Origin of the sequence: Streptomyces araujoniae (genome assembly GCF_050871195.1) — a bacterium.
GTDB classification, from domain to species: Bacteria; Actinomycetota; Actinomycetes; order Streptomycetales; family Streptomycetaceae; genus Streptomyces; species Streptomyces bacillaris.
Map to the genome: position 1 here is coordinate 7,778,512 of NZ_CP194070.1, position 16,308 is coordinate 7,794,819.

Annotated in this window: 17 protein-coding genes; 6 read left to right on the plus strand and 11 right to left on the minus strand. The window is 72.9% G+C overall.

Going from position 1 to position 16,308, the window contains the following annotated elements; genetic code table 11:
- Window positions 1-90: 90 nt before the first annotated feature.
- Window positions 91-999 (plus strand): oxygenase MpaB family protein, encoded by a 909-nt coding sequence (locus tag ACQ9ZG_RS32690; protein ID WP_109915549.1) that lies wholly within the window; start codon window positions 91-93, stop codon window positions 997-999.
- Between the two features lie 178 nt (window positions 1,000-1,177).
- On the opposite strand, the gene ACQ9ZG_RS32695 is transcribed toward ACQ9ZG_RS32690, so the two are convergent.
- From ACQ9ZG_RS32695 to ACQ9ZG_RS32715, 5 genes are all read right to left on the minus strand, one after another.
- On the minus strand, window positions 1,178-1,780 hold the full coding sequence (locus ACQ9ZG_RS32695) for a class I SAM-dependent methyltransferase (protein ID WP_109915550.1): 603 nt from the start codon (window positions 1,778-1,780) through the stop codon (window positions 1,178-1,180).
- A gap of 163 nt (window positions 1,781-1,943) precedes the next feature.
- Complete coding sequence (locus ACQ9ZG_RS32700) at window positions 1,944-2,519, minus strand: TerD family protein (protein ID WP_018487736.1); 576 nt, start codon at window positions 2,517-2,519, stop codon at window positions 1,944-1,946.
- A gap of 245 nt (window positions 2,520-2,764) precedes the next feature.
- Window positions 2,765-2,929 (minus strand): Sec-independent protein translocase subunit TatA, encoded by a 165-nt coding sequence (gene tatA / locus ACQ9ZG_RS32705; protein ID WP_018487737.1) that lies wholly within the window; start codon window positions 2,927-2,929, stop codon window positions 2,765-2,767.
- Window positions 2,930-3,070: 141 nt separating this feature from the next.
- On the minus strand, window positions 3,071-5,953 hold the full coding sequence (locus ACQ9ZG_RS32710) for an HAD-IC family P-type ATPase (protein ID WP_499281658.1): 2,883 nt from the start codon (window positions 5,951-5,953) through the stop codon (window positions 3,071-3,073).
- A 52-nt stretch (window positions 5,954-6,005) separates the two neighbouring features.
- Complete coding sequence (locus ACQ9ZG_RS32715; RefSeq protein ID WP_018487739.1) at window positions 6,006-6,371, minus strand: ArsR/SmtB family transcription factor; 366 nt, start codon at window positions 6,369-6,371, stop codon at window positions 6,006-6,008.
- A gap of 313 nt (window positions 6,372-6,684) precedes the next feature.
- On the opposite strand from ACQ9ZG_RS32715, the gene ACQ9ZG_RS32720 reads away from it, so the two are divergent.
- Complete coding sequence (locus ACQ9ZG_RS32720; RefSeq protein WP_109915557.1) at window positions 6,685-7,245, plus strand: GTP-binding protein; 561 nt, start codon at window positions 6,685-6,687, stop codon at window positions 7,243-7,245.
- A 50-nt stretch (window positions 7,246-7,295) separates the two neighbouring features.
- Here ACQ9ZG_RS32720 and ACQ9ZG_RS32725 read toward each other — a convergent pair whose 3' ends face one another.
- Complete coding sequence (locus tag ACQ9ZG_RS32725; RefSeq protein WP_028417773.1) at window positions 7,296-7,724, minus strand: PPOX class F420-dependent oxidoreductase; 429 nt, start codon at window positions 7,722-7,724, stop codon at window positions 7,296-7,298.
- Between the two features lie 141 nt (window positions 7,725-7,865).
- Between ACQ9ZG_RS32725 and ACQ9ZG_RS32730 the strand changes: the two genes are divergently transcribed.
- From ACQ9ZG_RS32730 to ACQ9ZG_RS32740, 3 genes are all read left to right on the plus strand, one after another.
- The gene (locus tag ACQ9ZG_RS32730) at window positions 7,866-8,279 is read left to right on the plus strand and encodes a roadblock/LC7 domain-containing protein (protein WP_028417772.1); all 414 of its coding nucleotides are present in this window, start codon (window positions 7,866-7,868) and stop codon (window positions 8,277-8,279) included.
- 137 nt (window positions 8,280-8,416) lie between these two features.
- On the plus strand, window positions 8,417-9,673 hold the full coding sequence (locus ACQ9ZG_RS32735) for a DUF6397 family protein (RefSeq protein ID WP_109915556.1): 1,257 nt from the start codon (window positions 8,417-8,419) through the stop codon (window positions 9,671-9,673).
- A gap of 73 nt (window positions 9,674-9,746) precedes the next feature.
- A complete protein-coding gene (locus ACQ9ZG_RS32740; protein ID WP_109915555.1) occupies window positions 9,747-10,235 on the plus strand; it encodes a GNAT family N-acetyltransferase in 489 nt (162 codons plus the stop codon).
- 252 nt (window positions 10,236-10,487) lie between these two features.
- Here the strand turns inward: ACQ9ZG_RS32740 and ACQ9ZG_RS32745 are convergent, their stop codons facing one another.
- Window positions 10,488-12,641 carry a SpoIIE family protein phosphatase gene (locus ACQ9ZG_RS32745; protein ID WP_109916062.1) on the minus strand — a complete coding sequence of 718 codons (2,154 nt, stop codon included), beginning with the start codon at window positions 12,639-12,641 and terminating at the stop codon, window positions 10,488-10,490.
- A 322-nt stretch (window positions 12,642-12,963) separates the two neighbouring features.
- Between ACQ9ZG_RS32745 and ACQ9ZG_RS32750 the strand changes: the two genes are divergently transcribed.
- On the plus strand, window positions 12,964-14,067 hold the full coding sequence (locus tag ACQ9ZG_RS32750; protein WP_109916066.1) for an enoyl-CoA hydratase/isomerase family protein: 1,104 nt from the start codon (window positions 12,964-12,966) through the stop codon (window positions 14,065-14,067).
- A 25-nt stretch (window positions 14,068-14,092) separates the two neighbouring features.
- Here ACQ9ZG_RS32750 and ACQ9ZG_RS32755 read toward each other — a convergent pair whose 3' ends face one another.
- From ACQ9ZG_RS32755 to ACQ9ZG_RS32770, 4 genes are all read right to left on the minus strand, one after another.
- Window positions 14,093-14,320: a hypothetical protein gene (locus tag ACQ9ZG_RS32755; RefSeq protein WP_015606445.1), complete on the minus strand. Its 228-nt coding sequence runs from the start codon at window positions 14,318-14,320 to the stop codon at window positions 14,093-14,095.
- Window positions 14,321-14,393: 73 nt separating this feature from the next.
- Window positions 14,394-14,879: a hypothetical protein gene (locus ACQ9ZG_RS32760; RefSeq protein WP_109916063.1), complete on the minus strand. Its 486-nt coding sequence runs from the start codon at window positions 14,877-14,879 to the stop codon at window positions 14,394-14,396.
- A gap of 109 nt (window positions 14,880-14,988) precedes the next feature.
- Window positions 14,989-15,504, minus strand: coding sequence for an SRPBCC family protein (locus ACQ9ZG_RS32765; protein WP_109916064.1), 516 nt, complete (start codon window positions 15,502-15,504; stop codon window positions 14,989-14,991).
- Window positions 15,505-15,654: 150 nt separating this feature from the next.
- Window positions 15,655-16,245, minus strand: coding sequence for an Asp23/Gls24 family envelope stress response protein (locus tag ACQ9ZG_RS32770; RefSeq protein WP_499281539.1), 591 nt, complete (start codon window positions 16,243-16,245; stop codon window positions 15,655-15,657).
- Window positions 16,246-16,308 lie beyond the last annotated feature (63 nt).

Genomic DNA, 16,308 nt, shown 5'->3' on the forward strand with positions numbered 1-16,308 from the left:
GTCCGCCGTGGCCGGGAAGGACCGGGAAGCACCGGAGCGGGAGGGGCGGTCGCCGTAGGATCGGAGCTTCCGACGAACGAGGGGAAGAGCATGGTCCAGCGGTACGACCGGCTGAAAGAGATTCGGCGACTCGACCCGGAGCGGGACTTCCTGGAGATCTACCGCCTCACCGTGACCTACGAGTTCCCCTGGGACGTCACCCGCGCCCTCGAACTGGCCCTCTACCGCACCTATGCCGTACCCAGCATCGGCCGACTCCTCGATGAGACAGCAGAGCTGACGGAGCGTACGCAGAAGAGGTACGACGACACCGCCCTGCTCCTGGACGCCGTGGTGGAACACGGATTCGACACCGAGGAGGGCCGCACGGCCGTCCGCCGGATCAACCAGATGCACCGCAGCTACGACATCAGCAACGACGACATGCGCTACGTCCTGTGCACCTTCGTCGTCACCCCGAAGCGCTGGCTGGACGAGTTCGGGTGGCGCCGACTCTCCGACCACGAACTGCGGGCCTTCGCCGCCTACTACCGCACCCTGGGCGCCCGGATGGGCATCAAGGACCTCCCGCAGAGTTACGAGGACTTCGAGCACACCCTCGACACCTACGAGCGCGAGCACTTCGGCTGGGACGAGGGAGCCCGCCGGGTCGCCGACGGGACTTTGGCACTCATGGCCTCCTGGTACCCGGCCCCGCTCGCCCCGCTGGTCCGGGGCGCCAGCCTCGCCCTCCTGGACGACTCGTTGCTGCGGGCGTTCCGCTACGACCGCCCAGGGCCCGTGGCACGTGGACTGACCCGGGGCGCCCTGCGCCTCCGCGCCCGCGCCGTCCGGCTCCTCCCGCCCCGGCGCAAGCCGCACTACGCACGCCAGAACCCGGAGATCAAGGGGTACCCGGACGGCTATGAGGTCGCCGCCCTCGGTACGTTCCCCACCCCGGGCGTCCGAGGCTGCCCGGTCCCCGGCCACCGGCGACCGACAGAGGCGCCCGCCGAGTGATCCGCGCCGTGGCCGGGGGCGAAGCCGTGTATTTGTGCCAGCTGACGGGAGCGGGGCAGGCGATGCACTGCGCGAGCATGTGCACAGACGCACAGACGCACAGACGCACAGACGCACAGACGCACAGACGCACAGACGCACAGACCGACCGGCTCGGCGCTGATGCGTGGCGCCTGTGTCAGGGCTGACGCACGGCGAGGGCGAGGAAGCGGTCGTCCTCGTCGACGTACGAGTCCAGCCGCCAACCGGAACCGGCCAGCAGGGCCCGCAGCCTGGGCTCGGCCCGCAGGTCGTCGTCCGTGAGGGCACGCCCGTGGCGCGCGGCCAGGGCGGCCCGGCCGATCGGGTGGAACAGGGCCAGCACCCCGCCCGGCCGCACCACCCGCGCCAGCTCCGCCGTATCGGCCTCGGGACGGGCCAGATGCGAGATCAGCCCGGCACCGAACACCGCGTCCAGCACCCCGTCGCGCAGCGGAAGCCGTGCGACATCGGCGCGCAGCAGCGTGCCGCTCTCTCCTCGTCCCGCCTGTGCCGCCCGCTCCAGCATCGCGGGGGTGAGGTCGGCGCCCAGCACCGTCCCCCGTGGCCCGACGGCCGCGCGCAGTGCAGGAAGTGCTCGCCCGGTTCCGCAGCCGGCGTCGAGCACGGCGTCCCCCGGCCGCAGCCCGAGTAGACCGGCCGCGGTGGCGTAGGCCGGGCCGTCATCGGGAAACCGGCCGTCCCAGCCGACCGCGCGCGGGGTGAAGAAGTCCAGGACATGGGTGTGGTGGTCATCGGCCATGCGGACATGATCGCGCAGCCGACGCCCGGACGGAACGCCGCTGGACGACCACCGCCGGTCCGTCACCACCGCGGACGTCACCGAAGCGCGCCACCCAGAACAGTCCGGACGCCCGGACCGGCTTCCGGTCCGGGCATCCGGGCGCTCACATCCGTGCCGTCGCTCAGACGTTGACGCCGTAGTCCGACGCGATACCGGCCAGACCCGAGGCGTACCCCTGGCCGACGGCCCGGAACTTCCACTCCGCGCCGTGCCGGTACAGCTCGCCGAAGACCATCGCGGTCTCGGTGGAGGCGTCCTCGCTCAGGTCGTAGCGGGCCAACTCCACGCCGTTCGCCCGGTTGACCACGCGGATGAACGCGTTGCGCACCTGGCCGAAGCTCTGGCCCCGGCTCTGCGCGTCATGGATGGAGACCGGGAACACGATCTTCGCGACCTCGGCGGGGACCGAGGCCAGGTCGACCTCGATCGACTCGTCGTCGCCCTCGCCCTCACCCGTCAGGTTGTCACCGGTGTGGCGGACGGAACCGTCGGGGCTGTTGAGGTTGTTGTAGAAGACGAAGTGGGAGTCGGAGAGGACCTTGCCCGCCGCGGAGCACAGCAGCGCACTGGCATCCAGGTCGTGATCGGCTCCGGTCGTGGTCCGGACGTCCCAGCCGAGGCCGACCGTGACGGCCGTCAGGCCCGGGGCCTCCTTCGACAGGGAGACGTTGCCGCCCTTGGCCAGGCTCACACCCATGAATTTCCTCCAGTGCTCTGTCTGTGTTCCGTCGGTCCGCACGTGTGATGGATCGGATGATCCTTGATCCTGCGATCCGTGCTGTGTCGCTGTCACTACATGTGGCCGCTATTGATACGAACGTCCCGCGCCGCCCGTGTGGTTCCCGGATTGCGCAAGCCGTGAAATGAACGGCGGCCGGAAGAACGGCACCCGATGCGCGATCCGGGACGCCGGTCCCCGGAGTCCCGGGGCCCGGGGCGGCGTCAGCGGGCTTCGTCGTCCTTCATGGCCTTCGCCTCGCTCTTGAGGATGCGCATCGACTTCCCCAGGGCGCGGGCCGTGTCGGGCAGCTTCTTCGAGCCGAAGAGCACGACCACCACGACGGCCAGGATCAACAGGTGCCAGGGCTCCAGGCCGTTGCGCAACATTCTGGTCCCGCCCTTCTCTCCGTCCGCGCGACAACAGTTGCCGCTTTGCGCAACTGTACAACTGTCGTGCGGCGGTCGGACGGCCACCCCCCGACGCTCTTCCCGGCGCACACCCTCGACGCTCGGTCCCGGCGCCCCGTCTCAGCGCTCCGCGTCGGCCTTCCGCAGGCCCCGCCCGCTCTCGTCACCGGCCGGATGCCGTCGCTCGTACCGCCTCCGGGCCGCCGTGAGCCCCACCGCGTACAGCCCCAGCACCGAGCCGAGCAGCAGGTAGTAGAGCGGCGGCAGGGCGCTCATCCCCAGCAGCGGTCCCACCGGCGTCAGGGGGAGCAGGACGCCCGTCACGGCGAGCCCGGCCGCCGCCGCCCGCAACGGCCCTCCGGCCCGCCGCTCGGCGGCGCTGCGCCCCGTCCGCAGGAGGACCATCACGAGGGCCTGGGTCAGCAGGTTCTCCGTGAACCACCCGGCGTGGAACGCCGCCTCGCCGTCCCCGGCCGCGTTGTGCAGGGCGAGCGCCAGCACGCCGAAGGTGGCGAGGTCGGCGGCGGCGTTGAGCAGTCCGAAACCGGTGATGAAACGGAGGAAGTCGCGCGAGCGCAGGACCGCGGGCCTGCGCAGGGCCGACGCCGCCGGGCGGTCGAAGGCGAAGGCGAGCTGCGCCGCGTCGAAGCAGAGGTTCTGCACCAGCACCTGTGCCGGGAGCATGGGGAGGAAGGGCAGCATCAGCCCGGCCGTCAGCATGGCGATGACGTTGCCCAGGTTGGAGGAGAGCGTGATGCGCAGATAGGTGGCGATGTTCCCGCTGCTGTGCCGCCCCGCCAGCACCGCCCGGTCGATCGCGGTGAGGTCCTTCTCCGCCAGCACGACGTCCGCCGCCTCGCGCGCCACGTCGACCGCGTTGCGCGGACAGATGCCGACATCGGCCGCGTGCAGGGCGGGCAGATCGTTGACGCCGTCGCCGAGGAATCCGGTGGTGTGCCCGGCGGCACGCAGTGCCGAGACGATCCGGGCCTTGTGCTCGGGGGTGCAGCGCGCGAACACCGTCGCCCGGTCCGCGACCCGCGCCAGCTCCGCGTCGGACAGGGTGTCCACCAGTTCGGCGGTCACCACGTCGCCGTACGCGATGGTGCGGCCCGCATCCGCGCCGGACCCCACGCCCGCATCCGTGCCCGGTTCCGCCCCGGACCCGGCGCCCGGATCCGCACCCGACCCGGCTCCTGTGCCGGTACCCGTACGCAGGCCCAGGCCCAGGTCCACGCAGGCGCGGGCGGCCGTCCCCGGGTGGTCGCCGGTCAGTACCTTGACCGTCACCCCGCGCCGGGCCAGCACGCCCAGGGCCTCGGCGGCGCTCGGCGCCGGGACGTCCCGCAGCGCGACCAGGCCCACGAAGGTCAGCCCGCGTTCGTCCGCCGGGGTGTACGCGCCCGGCCGGGCGGGCCGGTCGGCGCGGGCCACGGCCAGCAACCGCAGCCCCGACTCCGCCTTCCGGTCCGCCAGGGCGAGCAGCCGCTCCCGCTCGTCCCCGTCCAGCAGGCACCGCTCCAGCACCGCCTCCACAGCCCCCTTGGTCACCAGGGTGTGGACGCCGAGCCTGCCGGGCGGCCGGACCACCGCGGTCGCCACCCGCCGCACCGGATCGAAGGGCAGCGCGGCCACCCCCTCGTACCCGGCGCACGCCCCCCACCCCTCGCCCTCCTCCGCTGCGTCCAGCACCGCTTCGTCGAGGGCGTCCGGCGCGGGAAGCTCCGCCAGCTGGAGGGTCCACAGCGCGCTGAGCGCCGCCCACCGCAGCACCTCGGGATCGGGCCGGTCCGCCCCGTCGACCGCCGCCGCCACGACGGGCCGGTCCTCGGTCAGCGTCCCCGTCTTGTCCAGGCACAGCACGTCGACCGCACCCAGGTCGTGCAGGGCGGGCAGCCGTTTGACGATGACCCCGCTGGTACGGGCGAGCCGGGCCGCGCCCCGGGCGAGCGCCGTCGTGACGATGACGGGCAGCATCTCGGGCGTCAGCCCCACCGCCACCGCGACGGCGAAGGGCAGGGTCTCCAGCCCCCGGCCCCGCAGTGCCGCATTGGCCATCAGCACCAGCGGCGGGGTGAGCAGCATGAACCGGATGAGTGTCCAGGAGATCCCCTGCACCGACCGGTCGAAGGCGCTGGCGCCCCGCTGCCGGGCGCGGCCGTCGTGCGCGGCGGCGAACCGGGTCGCCCCGCCGGTCGCCACGATCACCGCCGTGCCGCTGCCGGACGTCACACTGCTGCCCTGGAAGCACAGCTGAGGCTGGGCGAAGGGGCCGGCCGCGGCGAGCGCGGGGTCCGGCGTGTCGAGGGGGTGCTTCGCCACCGGAGCCGACTCGCCGGTCAGGGCCGACTGGTGCACCGTGAGCCCGCCCGCGCGCAGCACCTGCACATCGGCGGGTACGAGGTCGCCCGGACCCAGCCGGATCACATCGCCGGGCACCAGATCGGCCACCGGTACTTCCCGCTCCAGGGGCACCGCGTCCGGGGAGGCCCGGCGCACGACGGTCGCCGTCGTCGCCACCAGATCCCGCAGATCCGCCGTCGAACGGTCGGCCCGGTGCTCCTCCGCGGAGCGCAGCAGACAGCTGACCGCGACCAGGGCCAGGATCACGCAGGCGGTTCCCCAGGCGGAGACGACGGCCGAGACCAGACCCAGGCAGAGCAGTACGGAGGTGAACGGGTCCCGGAGACTGCGGACGAAGCGCCGGGGCCACGGAACCGGCCGCCAGGCGGGCAGCACGTTCTCCCCGAACCGGGCGAGCCGCTCCTCGGCCCGCGCCTCCACCAGGCCGCGCGGCCCGCTGTCCAGCGAGCGCAGTATCTCCAGGGAGGTCTTCACCTGGCCCGTGCCGGGCCCGGCACCGGCAGGCGGACCGGGGGAACCGGAGCCCGCACCACCGACCGCCCTCGGTGCGGACTCCCGTACGGCCCCCGGGACGGACTCCGACCGGAACCCCGGCCCGGACTCCGGTGCCGAGGCATCGACGCCCGGGAACGGTGTCACGGAGGCCGACGCGCCGGGATCGGCCCGGCCGGGTCCCGCGGCTGCGCTGCCCTCAGGCACCGAGTTCACGCAGGCGGACGGGCTCCTGTGCCGGGTGCCCGGCGCGCTCGGCGAGCTGGCCGACCATGAGCCGGACCACCGTCACCACACCCGGATCGTCCACCAGATACACCTGCCGGCGGCCTTCACGGCGCGAACGCACCAGACCGGCCAGCTTGAGCTTGGTCAGATGCTGGCTGACCGAGGGGAGCGTGCCGCCCACCCGCTCGGCCAGACCCGTCACATCGCTCTCCCCCTGGGCCAGGGCCCACACGATATGCAGCCTGGCCGGTGTCGCCAGGAGCCCGAACGCGGCCGCGGCCTCGGCCAGCACCTCGGCGGGCGGATCCTGGAAACCGCCGCCGGTACCTGTCGACACCTTGCTCTCTCCCTTGCCGCGACCGAAAGAAACCAGTGTAGAGGCCACGCCCCACCAGGACGATATGCGGCAGGAGTGGGCGGGCGGGATCCGGATCGATCAAGAACGGACAACCGGCGCGGGCCGTGCGACGGGTTGCCATGCTGTCCCGGCAGCGATGTCCGAACAGCTGAACCGAGCTTCGCCACGGTGTGCGGCTCACACGCGGGAGGAGTGGCCGATGTCCTCTGAGCACGTCGGGAACGCCCACGATGTACGGAACACCCCCAGCGCCCGCCGCACGTACAGCGCCTACGGGGACGGCGTCACCACGATGGCGCTGAAGATCCTGGTGGCGGGCGGCTTCGGGGCCGGGAAGACGACCCTGGTCGGCGCGGTCAGCGACATCCGGCCGCTGCGGACCGAGGAACCGCTCAGCGAGGCCGGGCGGGGAGTGGACGACACGGAAGTGGTGGCACGGAAGACCGCCTCGACCGTAGCGATGGATTTCGGCCGTATTACCCTCCACGCCGGTCTGTCGCTCTACCTGTTCGGCACACCCGGCCAGGACCGTTTCTGGTTCCTGTGGGACGAACTGTCCGAGGGTGCGCTGGCGGCGGTCGTCCTTGCCGACACCCGGCGGCTGGAGGACTGCTTCGCCGCCGTCGACTACTTCGAGCGCCGGCGCATACCGTTCGTCGTCGCCGTCAACCGCTTCCCCGGAGCCCGGGCCTGCACGGTCGACGATGTGTCGCACGCCCTCGACCTGGACCGGGGCACGCCCGTGGTGCTGTGCGACGCGCGTGACCGCGATTCCGGCAAGGATGTCCTGATCCGTACGGTCGAGTACGCCGGGCGTGTGCACACCGCCCGGCTCCTCGACTCCGTGAGCTGACCCGCCCACCGGCTGACGGGCCGATCGCCCGACCGGTGGGGCGCGGCCGTTCAGCCGGCCATGTCGGCCAGGGCGATCACCTTGTCGATCCGGACCCGTACCACCAGCTCACCGGGTACGCCGTTGCGCCGGCCGAACTCCTCGGCGGCCTCCGCCCCGACGTACCGGCCGGCGATCCGCGTCGCCCACCGCAGCAGCTCCTCCGGGTCCTCGCTCAGCTCCGCATGCCCCTGCACCACGGCGAACGCGTAGGGCGGACGGTCGTCGTCGACGCAGAGGGAGACCCGCCCGTCGCGGGCCAGATTGCGGCCCTTCACGCTCTTCTCGCCGGTGTTGAAGACCAGTGAGTCGCCGTCGAGCAGGAACCAGACGGGCGCGATGTGCGGGCTGCCGTCGGCCCGTACGGTCGAGACCTTCGCGGTGCGGGTGCCTTCGGAGAGGAACGCCCGCCATTCTTCCTCGGTCATGTGATGTGCCATGCGCTCATCCTGGGCCCGCCGCCGCCGTGGCGCGAAGCGGCGCCCCGGGCGGAAGGGGGCGCTTGCCCGTACGGAGGTGGTGCGCAAGGCTTACGCGCGTAGCGGGGAAACGGGGAACGAAGGCACGGGGAGGACGCACAGATGGCGCTTGACCGGGGACTCGACTGGCTCCTTGACGATCTCACCACGAGGGTGCGGCACATACGGCACGCGCTCGTGCTGTCGAACGACGGCCTGGTCACCGGGGCCAGCACCCAACTGGCCAGGGAGGACGCCGAACACCTGGCTGCGGTCTCCTCCGGGCTGCACAGTCTGGCACGCGGCTCGGGACGCCACTTCCGGGCCGGGCGGGCCCGTCAGACGATGGTCGAGTTCGACGAGGCCCTGCTCTTCGTGACCGCAGCGGGCGACGGCAGCTGCCTGTCCGTGCTGACCGAGGCCGAGGCCGACGTGGGGCAGGTTGCCTACGAGATGACCCTGCTCGTCAACCGCGTGGGTGAGCACCTCGGAGTGGCGGCCCGCCAGGGCGGCCCCGAGGACATCGGCCCCCTCTGACCCCGTCCCTGCGCGTCACCGACCCTCCGACCTGCGGATTCGCCCACCAGGGAGAGTTATCCACAGGCTGACCGGAAGCGGCCCCGCGAAGCTACCGTGATTACGGAGAGTATTCGAAGTTCACGGGGAGGTCGGTCATGACGGTCAAGGAAGCGATTCCCGCCTGTGTCGGAGGCACGTACGACACGCGGGAGGACACGTCCGAGGTCCAGGACGCGGGCACGGGCGGGACCCGGGACCCGGGCGCGCACGTCCCGCCCGCCACGACGGGTGCCACGGTGGCCGCGGGCCGCGCCGCACAGGAACTGGGGCTTCGGCGCAACGAGTTCGAGCTTGCCGTGCATCTCGGGCTGATCGCCGTCACCGAAATGCCCGGCGGCGGGCGGCCGAGGGTGCGGGAACGGCAGGTCGCGCGGCTGCGCGAGGAGCCGGGACACCTCGACGGGCTGGTGGAGCGGGTGCGCACGGTCGGCACCGCGGAGGGCGCGGCGCTGCTCGGCATCGTCCCCGCCAGGTTCACCCGGCTGGCCCGGGCGGGCTGCTTCTCACCGGTCACGTTCTATCTGAACCGCTACCGGGCGGTGGTCTGGCTCTATCTCGCCGACGAGTTGGCCTCGTTCGCGGTGCGGGAGCCCGCACTGCTCGGCGGCCGGATGCCCCAGGAGATGCGTACGAGGCTGGAGGCGGGCGGCGACCGCAGGGCGCGCAACTGGCGGGCCCAGCGCATCGAACGCATGCTGCGGCGCACCGAGGACCCCTGGGCCCGCGCCGCCGTGGAGGCGTCCGCTCTGGACTCCGCCCACCTGGCGGAGGTGGTGGAGGACCCCTATGAGCGCGCCTATCTCGTACGGGTGAGGCCGGAGCCCGTCTTCGGACGGCCGGGCTCGTTGCCGGCCCGGGAAGCGGTGGGGGAGCTGATGCTGGCGGACGACCCCGACGAGATCCTGTGGCGGCGGATCAATCTGACGCTGAGTCTGGAACAGGCCCGTGAGGACAGGCCGGCCCCACACCCGGGCGACGACCCCGGGGCGGCGGTGCCCGCCACGCCGAGGCCCGCCCCGACACCCGTCCCGAAGGCAGCGGCGAAACCGTCCCCGGAACCGACCTGGCGTCCGGCCCGGAACCCAGCCTCGGGACCGACGTGGAAACCAGCCCGGAACCCAGCTTCGGGGCCAGCCTGGGATCCAGCCCCCGAACGGACCGGGGATCCAGCCCCGGAGCCACCTCCGGCGCCCGCGTCGGCCGTGGTCGCCGCACCGGTCCTCACCCCTGCCGCTCAGCCGCCGGCCCCGCCTTCGTTCTCCCCGGGCCTGGAGACACCCTCCGCCGTACGGGCACCGGGCCGGCAACGGCTGCTGACCAGGCTGGGATGGCGTCGGAGGAAAGACGGTTAGGCACGCACCAGGGTTCGCGGCAGGGAGAGAAAGTGGTTCGCGCACACGCCTTCGGGCCCCGCATCATGTCCACATGCTGATCAGAGAAGCCACGCCCGAGGACTGGCCCGCGATATGGCCGTTCTTCCACACGATCATCGCCGCGGGCGAGACCCTCACCTACCCGCTCGACCTCGGTGAGGAGGAGGCGCGGGGCTGGTGGTACGTCGCCGCGCCGAGCCGCGTGGTCGTCGCCGTGGACGACGCGGGAACCGTCCTCGGCACGGCGAAGATGAACCGGAACCACATGGGCAACGGCTCCCACGTGGCCAGCGCCACCTACATGGTCGACCCCGCGCACTCGGGCCAGGGAGTCGGGCGCGCCCTGTGCGCGTACTCGGTCGACTGGGCCCGTACGTCGGGCTACCGGGCGATGCAGTTCAACGCGGTGGTCGAGACCAACACCCGTGCGGTCAAGCTCTACGAGTCCATCGGCTTCGAGGTGATCGGCACCCTGCCCGATGGGTTCGCCCACCCCACCGAGGGCTATGTGGGCCTGCACATCATGCACAAGGCTCTCTAGCCGAGCACGAAGCCGACCCCCACGCCGACCGGGGCCGAGCCCGGTTTACCCCGACCGAGCCGACCCCGGCGGCATCCGCTCCCTCCGGGGCGACGCCGCCGACAACCCCCGGTACGGAGTCCCCCGGCACGGAGACGCCGGAGCCCAGCGGCACCCCGAGCGGTGCGCCCTCGGAGTCCGCCCCGGCGCGGCCCTCCCCGAGCCCCGGCTCGCCGGACCTGCCCGGGACCCGATCCCAGTCCGCTGCGCCCCTCACCCCTGCCCGGTGGGCGGGACCCGCTCCGCGGTGCCCGGTGCGGGCGCGGTGGCGGGCGGGGGAGCGGGACCGATCTCGCACCAGACGGCCTTGCCCTCGCCCCGGGGTTCGATGCCCCACCGGGTGGCGACCGCGTCCAACAGGAGCAGTCCCCGCCCCGACGTCGAGGTCTCACCCGGGGTACGCCGCCGCGGCCAGGCGCTCGACCGGTCCTGTACTGAGAGCCGGATCCGCCGCACTGGCTCGGGCAGCACCTCCAGGCTCAGGACCGCCCCGCCCTCGGTGTGCAGGAGCACGTTCACCAGCAGCTCACCGGTTACCAGTTCGGCGTCGTCGGCGAACTCGGCCATGTCCCAGTCGGCGAGCGCCTGACGCACGATGGCCCGGGCGTCCGACAGGCCCTCCGGATCCGCCTGATGGATGTACTGGTGCAGCCGGGGCGCGTGCGAGGAACCCACATCGGGACTGCGCCGCAGGACCAGGAGCGCCACGTCGTCCCCCGAACCCCACCGCTCCCAGAGCCGGTCCGAGAGATGGTCGGCCAGCGCCTCGGCCCCCGCGGGCCCCGCGCTCACCTCGTTCCGCAGCGCCTGCACCCCGGTGTCCAGGTCGGCGCCCGGCTCCTCCACCAGGCCGTCCGTGTACAGCACGAACGTCTCCCCGGGCACCAGATCGAGTCGGGTCTCCGGGTACTCCTCGTCCTGGAACTCCGTGGAGATCCCCAGGGGCAGCCCGCCGCGCACCTGCGGGCTGCCGACCCGCCCGTCGGCATGCCGGATCAGCGGCCCGAGATGCCCGGCCCGCACCACCCGCGCCGCCCCCGTCGCCAGGTCGACCTGAGCGTAGGTGCAGGTCGCGAAGCGGTCGGTGTCCAGCTCGGAGAGGAAGCGCGAGGCCCGCGCCAGCACGGTCGCCGGTGGGTGCCCCTCGGCGGCGTACGCGCGCAGGGCGATGCGCAACTGGCCCATGATGGCCGCCGCGTGGGTGTCGTGCCCCTGGACGTCCCCGACGACGAGCCCGTACCGGTTCTTGGGCAGGGCGATCACGTCGTACCAGTCGCCGCCGACCTGCCGTCCGCTCCACGCGGCGTGGTAGCGCACCGCGATCTCGCCGCCCTCGATGTCCTGTATCCGGGGCGGGAGCATCGCGGACTGGAGCTGTGTGGCGAACTCCCTCTCCTCGTCGAAGAGCATCGCCCGCTGGAGCGACTGCGCCACGATGGCCGCGAGACCCAGGCAGAGGATCCGCTCATCGGCGTTGAAGACCGTGCGCTCCCGGTAGAAGAGGGCCATTCCGCCGAGCGACCGGGCCTGGGCGACCAGCGGCAGATAGGCTGCGGCGCGGAACCGGAGCTGCCCCAGATGCGGCTCCAGCACCGGGTAGCGCCTGGCCAGCGCCGCCAGCGAGGTGATGAACCGGGGCCGCCCGCTGCGGATCGCGTCGGCCAGCGGAAGATTGCGCTCCAGGTCCCCGGAGCCCAGCCCGTCGAGCGCCTCCAGCGACTCGCCGCTCAGCGCCACGATGTTCAGCGAGGAGTTCTCCACCAGCCCGAGGGCCAGCCCGTCCGCCCCCAGCCTGGCCAGCCCGCCCGGGCCGGTGAGCGCGGCCGTCACATCGTCCACGGTCACCGCGCGTGACATCGCGCTGGTGGTGCGTTCGACGATGTTGGTCTGGCGCTGCCGGCGCTTTTCCAGATCGAGGACGAAGGCCGAATGGGTGACTTCGGCCGTCGCGTCGCGCACCACCCCCACGATCCGGTGGGCCTTTCCGTCCTTCGACCGCAGGATGCGGGCCTGGACATGGGTCCACTGGTTCGTCCCGTCCTCCAGCGGCACCCGGAAGTGGACGTTGTACGCATTACTGCCACCCGTGACGGCCTCGTCGATCGTGACGTCCAGCCGGGCCCGCTCCGCCGGCTCCAGCCGCTCCGCCAGCGCACCGGGACGCGAGTCGAACGTCTCCGGATCCACCCCCAGCACGGCGAGACCGGCCTCGTCGATGTCCAGGGTCCGGGCATCGAGATCCCAGTCGAAACTGCCCGTCCGGTTCATGGCGAGGCGTTCCGTCGGCCCGATCTCACCGTTGGCCCTCCGGTCGAGCCGGCGGAGCGGAGCGGCATCGGTGTAGTGCGGCCGTTCGTGGTCCGTCATGCATGCTCCGGAGGTCGTCCGGCGGGGCGCGCGGCGACGCGCCCCGTAGGCCTCAATTGTCGAGCCGCCCGGACCGGAGTGCCACAGCGGAGCACCGACGAAGTTCCCGCCCTGAACGCCCTGAACACCCTGAGCATCGTGAACGCCCCGAACAGCCTCCGGCCCCCGCGACCGGCGGCGGACGGACTCGAGGCCCTCGGCGTCGGACCCCCTGTCCGGCCGACGACGGGGGAGTCGCAGAATGGCGGTACGGACCCGGGGCGGCGGCGCCCGGTGGTCCGGCCACCAGGTCTCCACCGAACCCAGTGAGCGGAGCGCACAGATGACCGACGACCGTCCCGTCCTGCTGGAGACCCGGGGACGCTCCCTGCACATCACCCTCAACCGCCCCCGGGCCATCAACGCCCTCACCCACACCATGGTGCGGCTCATCGATGAGGCCCTCACGGCCGCCGAGCGGGACGGGTCGGTCACCTCGGTCGTCCTGGCAGGGGCGGGCGAGCGGGGCCTGTGCGCGGGCGGCGACATCCGGGCGCTCCACGACGACACCCGCGCCGGAGGCCGGGCCTCGCTGGACTTCTGGCGCGACGAGTACCGCCTGAACGCCCGTATCGCCCGCTTCCCCAAGCCGTACGTCGCCGTGATGGACGGCATCGTGATGGGCGGGGGAGTCGGGGTGTCGGCGCACGGTTCGCTCCGGATCGTCACGGAGCGTTCCCGGGTGGCCATGCCGGAGACCGTCATCGGGTTCGTGCCCGATGTCGGCGGCACCCACCTGCTGGCCGCCGCCCCCGGCGAGCTGGGCACCCATCTGGCGCTCACCGGCCGCTCGGCCGGAGCGGCCGACGCCCTGCTCTGCGGCCTCGCCGACCACTACGTACCCACGGGGCGCCTGCCGGAACTCACGGAAGCCCTGGCCGCTTCGGTGACCGCCGAGGAGGCCGAGCGGACGGTACGGAATTTCTCCGAGGAGCCACCCGCCGGAGAGCCGGGAGAGCCGGCCGAACTGGCCGCGCACCGCGACTGGATCGACGCCTGCTACGCCACGGACAGCGTCGAGGAGATCCTCCGACGCCTTGAGGACACGGCCACCCCCGCGGCGGCGGAGGCGGCCGTGGAACTCGGGGGACGGTCGCCCCTGGCGCTCAAGGTCACGCTGGCGGCTCTGCGCCGTGCGGCCCGGCTCGGCAGCCTGGAAGCCGTCCTCGACCAGGAGTTCCGTGTCTCCGCCCGGATCCGTGAGGAGCCCGACTTCGTCGAGGGCGTCCGTGCCCGGATCATCGACAAGGACGGCAGCCCGCAGTGGAAGCCGGCCACCCTCGCCGAGGTGGACGACCGTACGGTCGCCCGCTTCTTCGCCCCTCTCGACCCGGATGAACCGGAGCTCGGCCTCGCGCCCGGCGCCACCGCCACCGGGGCGGCCTGAGACCGGCCCCGGGGCGGAGGCCGTGCTACCGGTCGCTGCCGGACAGGCTCGGCTGCAACTCCCGCACCAGGGCGAACAGCCTGTCCTCGTTCCCCGTCAGCCCCGCTCCCCGAAGGGCGCGGTCGGCCTCGCGCATCGGTGAGGTGAGCAGCGGCAGATACAGGGGTGCGTCTTCCGGGTCCGAGAGCGCGGCCCGGGTGGCCTCCAGCAGGCGGACGTACGCCTGCGCCGCGGCGAGTTCGTCTTTGTCCATCTCGGCGTCTCCTGATCAGAGGTGTCGGACCGTCAAGCATCTCCCATGGGTCTGACAACGCCCCTCGGTCCGACTACCGCGCCCCGGGAACTCCCGCCGGTGGCTCAACCTCCAGATACCGCCGTCTGCGCGGCCCCCGGTAGAGCAGCACGGTCCAGCCGAGCCGCCGCAGCACCTCGGCACAACCGGCCAGCGCCTCTTCCTCCTGGTGAGCTGCGCCGCTGCCCGGCGGCCCGGCCCAGTCGACCCGTACCGACCGGGGCGTTTCGCCCGTCCGCACCCGGTACCCGGTGGAGACCCGGTGCCCCGCCGCGTCGACGGCGGACGGCTTCGCTCCGGAGCTCTCCAGGGCCAGCGCGACGGCCCGTACCGGCCGGTGCAGCTCCCACGGTGCCGGTGAGCCCGCCGGATCGGCCCCTCCACCACCACCCGTCAGACGGCGGATCTGCAACAGCCCCTCGAAGGCGGTCCGCACCGAAGCGGCACGCGCCTCGCCATTCCCGCCGGGCGGCGGGCCGTCCCCGGTGGCGGGCTCGAACCCGGCGTTCTCCCTGTCCATGCGCCCCCTGCCCCTACGTCCCTCAGCGTTCACAACCCGCGTGGACACCCAGTGTGCACCGGGGGTCGGACACTCCCGGAGGCGCCAGGGACCAGGGGCTCCGAGCAGTTCAGGCGGATCCCCGGAAGTCCGCCTCCACCGCGGCCCTGAGGCGCTCCAGCGTGGTCCGGATGTTGCCGCGCTGGAACTCCGCGAACGTCTTCCCGCCCGTCGCGACCCGGTCGAAGGCGCCCGCCACGAAGTCCGGCCAGGAGCGCCGGTCGTCGGTCCACGTCTCGGTCACGAGGGTCCCGCCGTCGACCGCGTCGAAGCGGTACTCCCAGGTCGCCACGGGCCCGGGGAGGCGCGGACGCCAGACGCCGATCGCGTGGACCCGGAAGGCGAAGCGTTCGCCCGGATCGGCCGCCGTCACGGTGCACCGGGTCGTCCAGCCCATGGCCCCGCGCCTGTTGCGGCCCTCGAAGACCATGCCGACGTACGTGCCGCGCCGCTCTCCCCGGACGGTCGCACCGCGGTTCTCGGGGCTCCAACGCCCCATCGCGGTGGGGTCGCTGAGCCGTTCGTACACGTACGCCGGTGGGGCGCCGACGACGATGCTGTCCGCCACGGACATGGTGCGGGGCATGGCACGGCTCCTTCTCCACGGCCTTCGTCGGGGACCTTCCGGGACCGGACGGACCGTGGCGTCGGCATCCCGGGCCCCACACCTTACTCACGAGTAGGTACGGGTGGTGGGCGGGGTGGGGATCCGGTGCACCGTCTCCGGCACCCCGGCTCAGCGCGTGCGCCGCTCGCGCCGGTTCACCACCCGCACCCGCAGATCGGTCGGCAGACCGCGTACGCCCGCGCAGCGGCGCGCGTCCGCGACCATCCCGGCGGCGACCCGGCGCACCACCTCCGCAGGCCGTGCCTCCGGTTCGACGACCAGTGTCACCGCCGCACGCAGTGGCCGACCGGACAGGCGGACCCGGGCGCGCGCCACGCCCTCCACGGCGACGGCCTGCGCGGTCATCGCCCGCTCCCAGCTCCGTCGTCGCAATGTCAGTCCAGGGGCCCGCAGGCCCACCCAGCGGGGGCCGGACACCGACACCTGAAGGGCGAACCACCGGACGAACAGGGCCAGTACGAGGATGAGCGCCACGATCACCGCAGGAGTCCACCAGCCGTTCTCCCGCAGCCGGGCCAGCCCGTCGCGGTCCAGCAGCACCCCGTCCGCGGCGCGCTCGGCCCACCGGTCGGGCACCTCGCGCCCGATCCGTCCCAGCCCCGAACCGTCCCCGACGGCCAGCAGGACGCCACCGGTCAGGAGGGCGAGGCCGACCGTACCGAGGAGCGCCCGGTTCACCACGCCACGCGACCCGGTCACCGGCCCGCACCCCGTCCGTTCGCCCGGCACCCGCTGCCGCCGCCCGCCCCGCCGCAGCCCGTC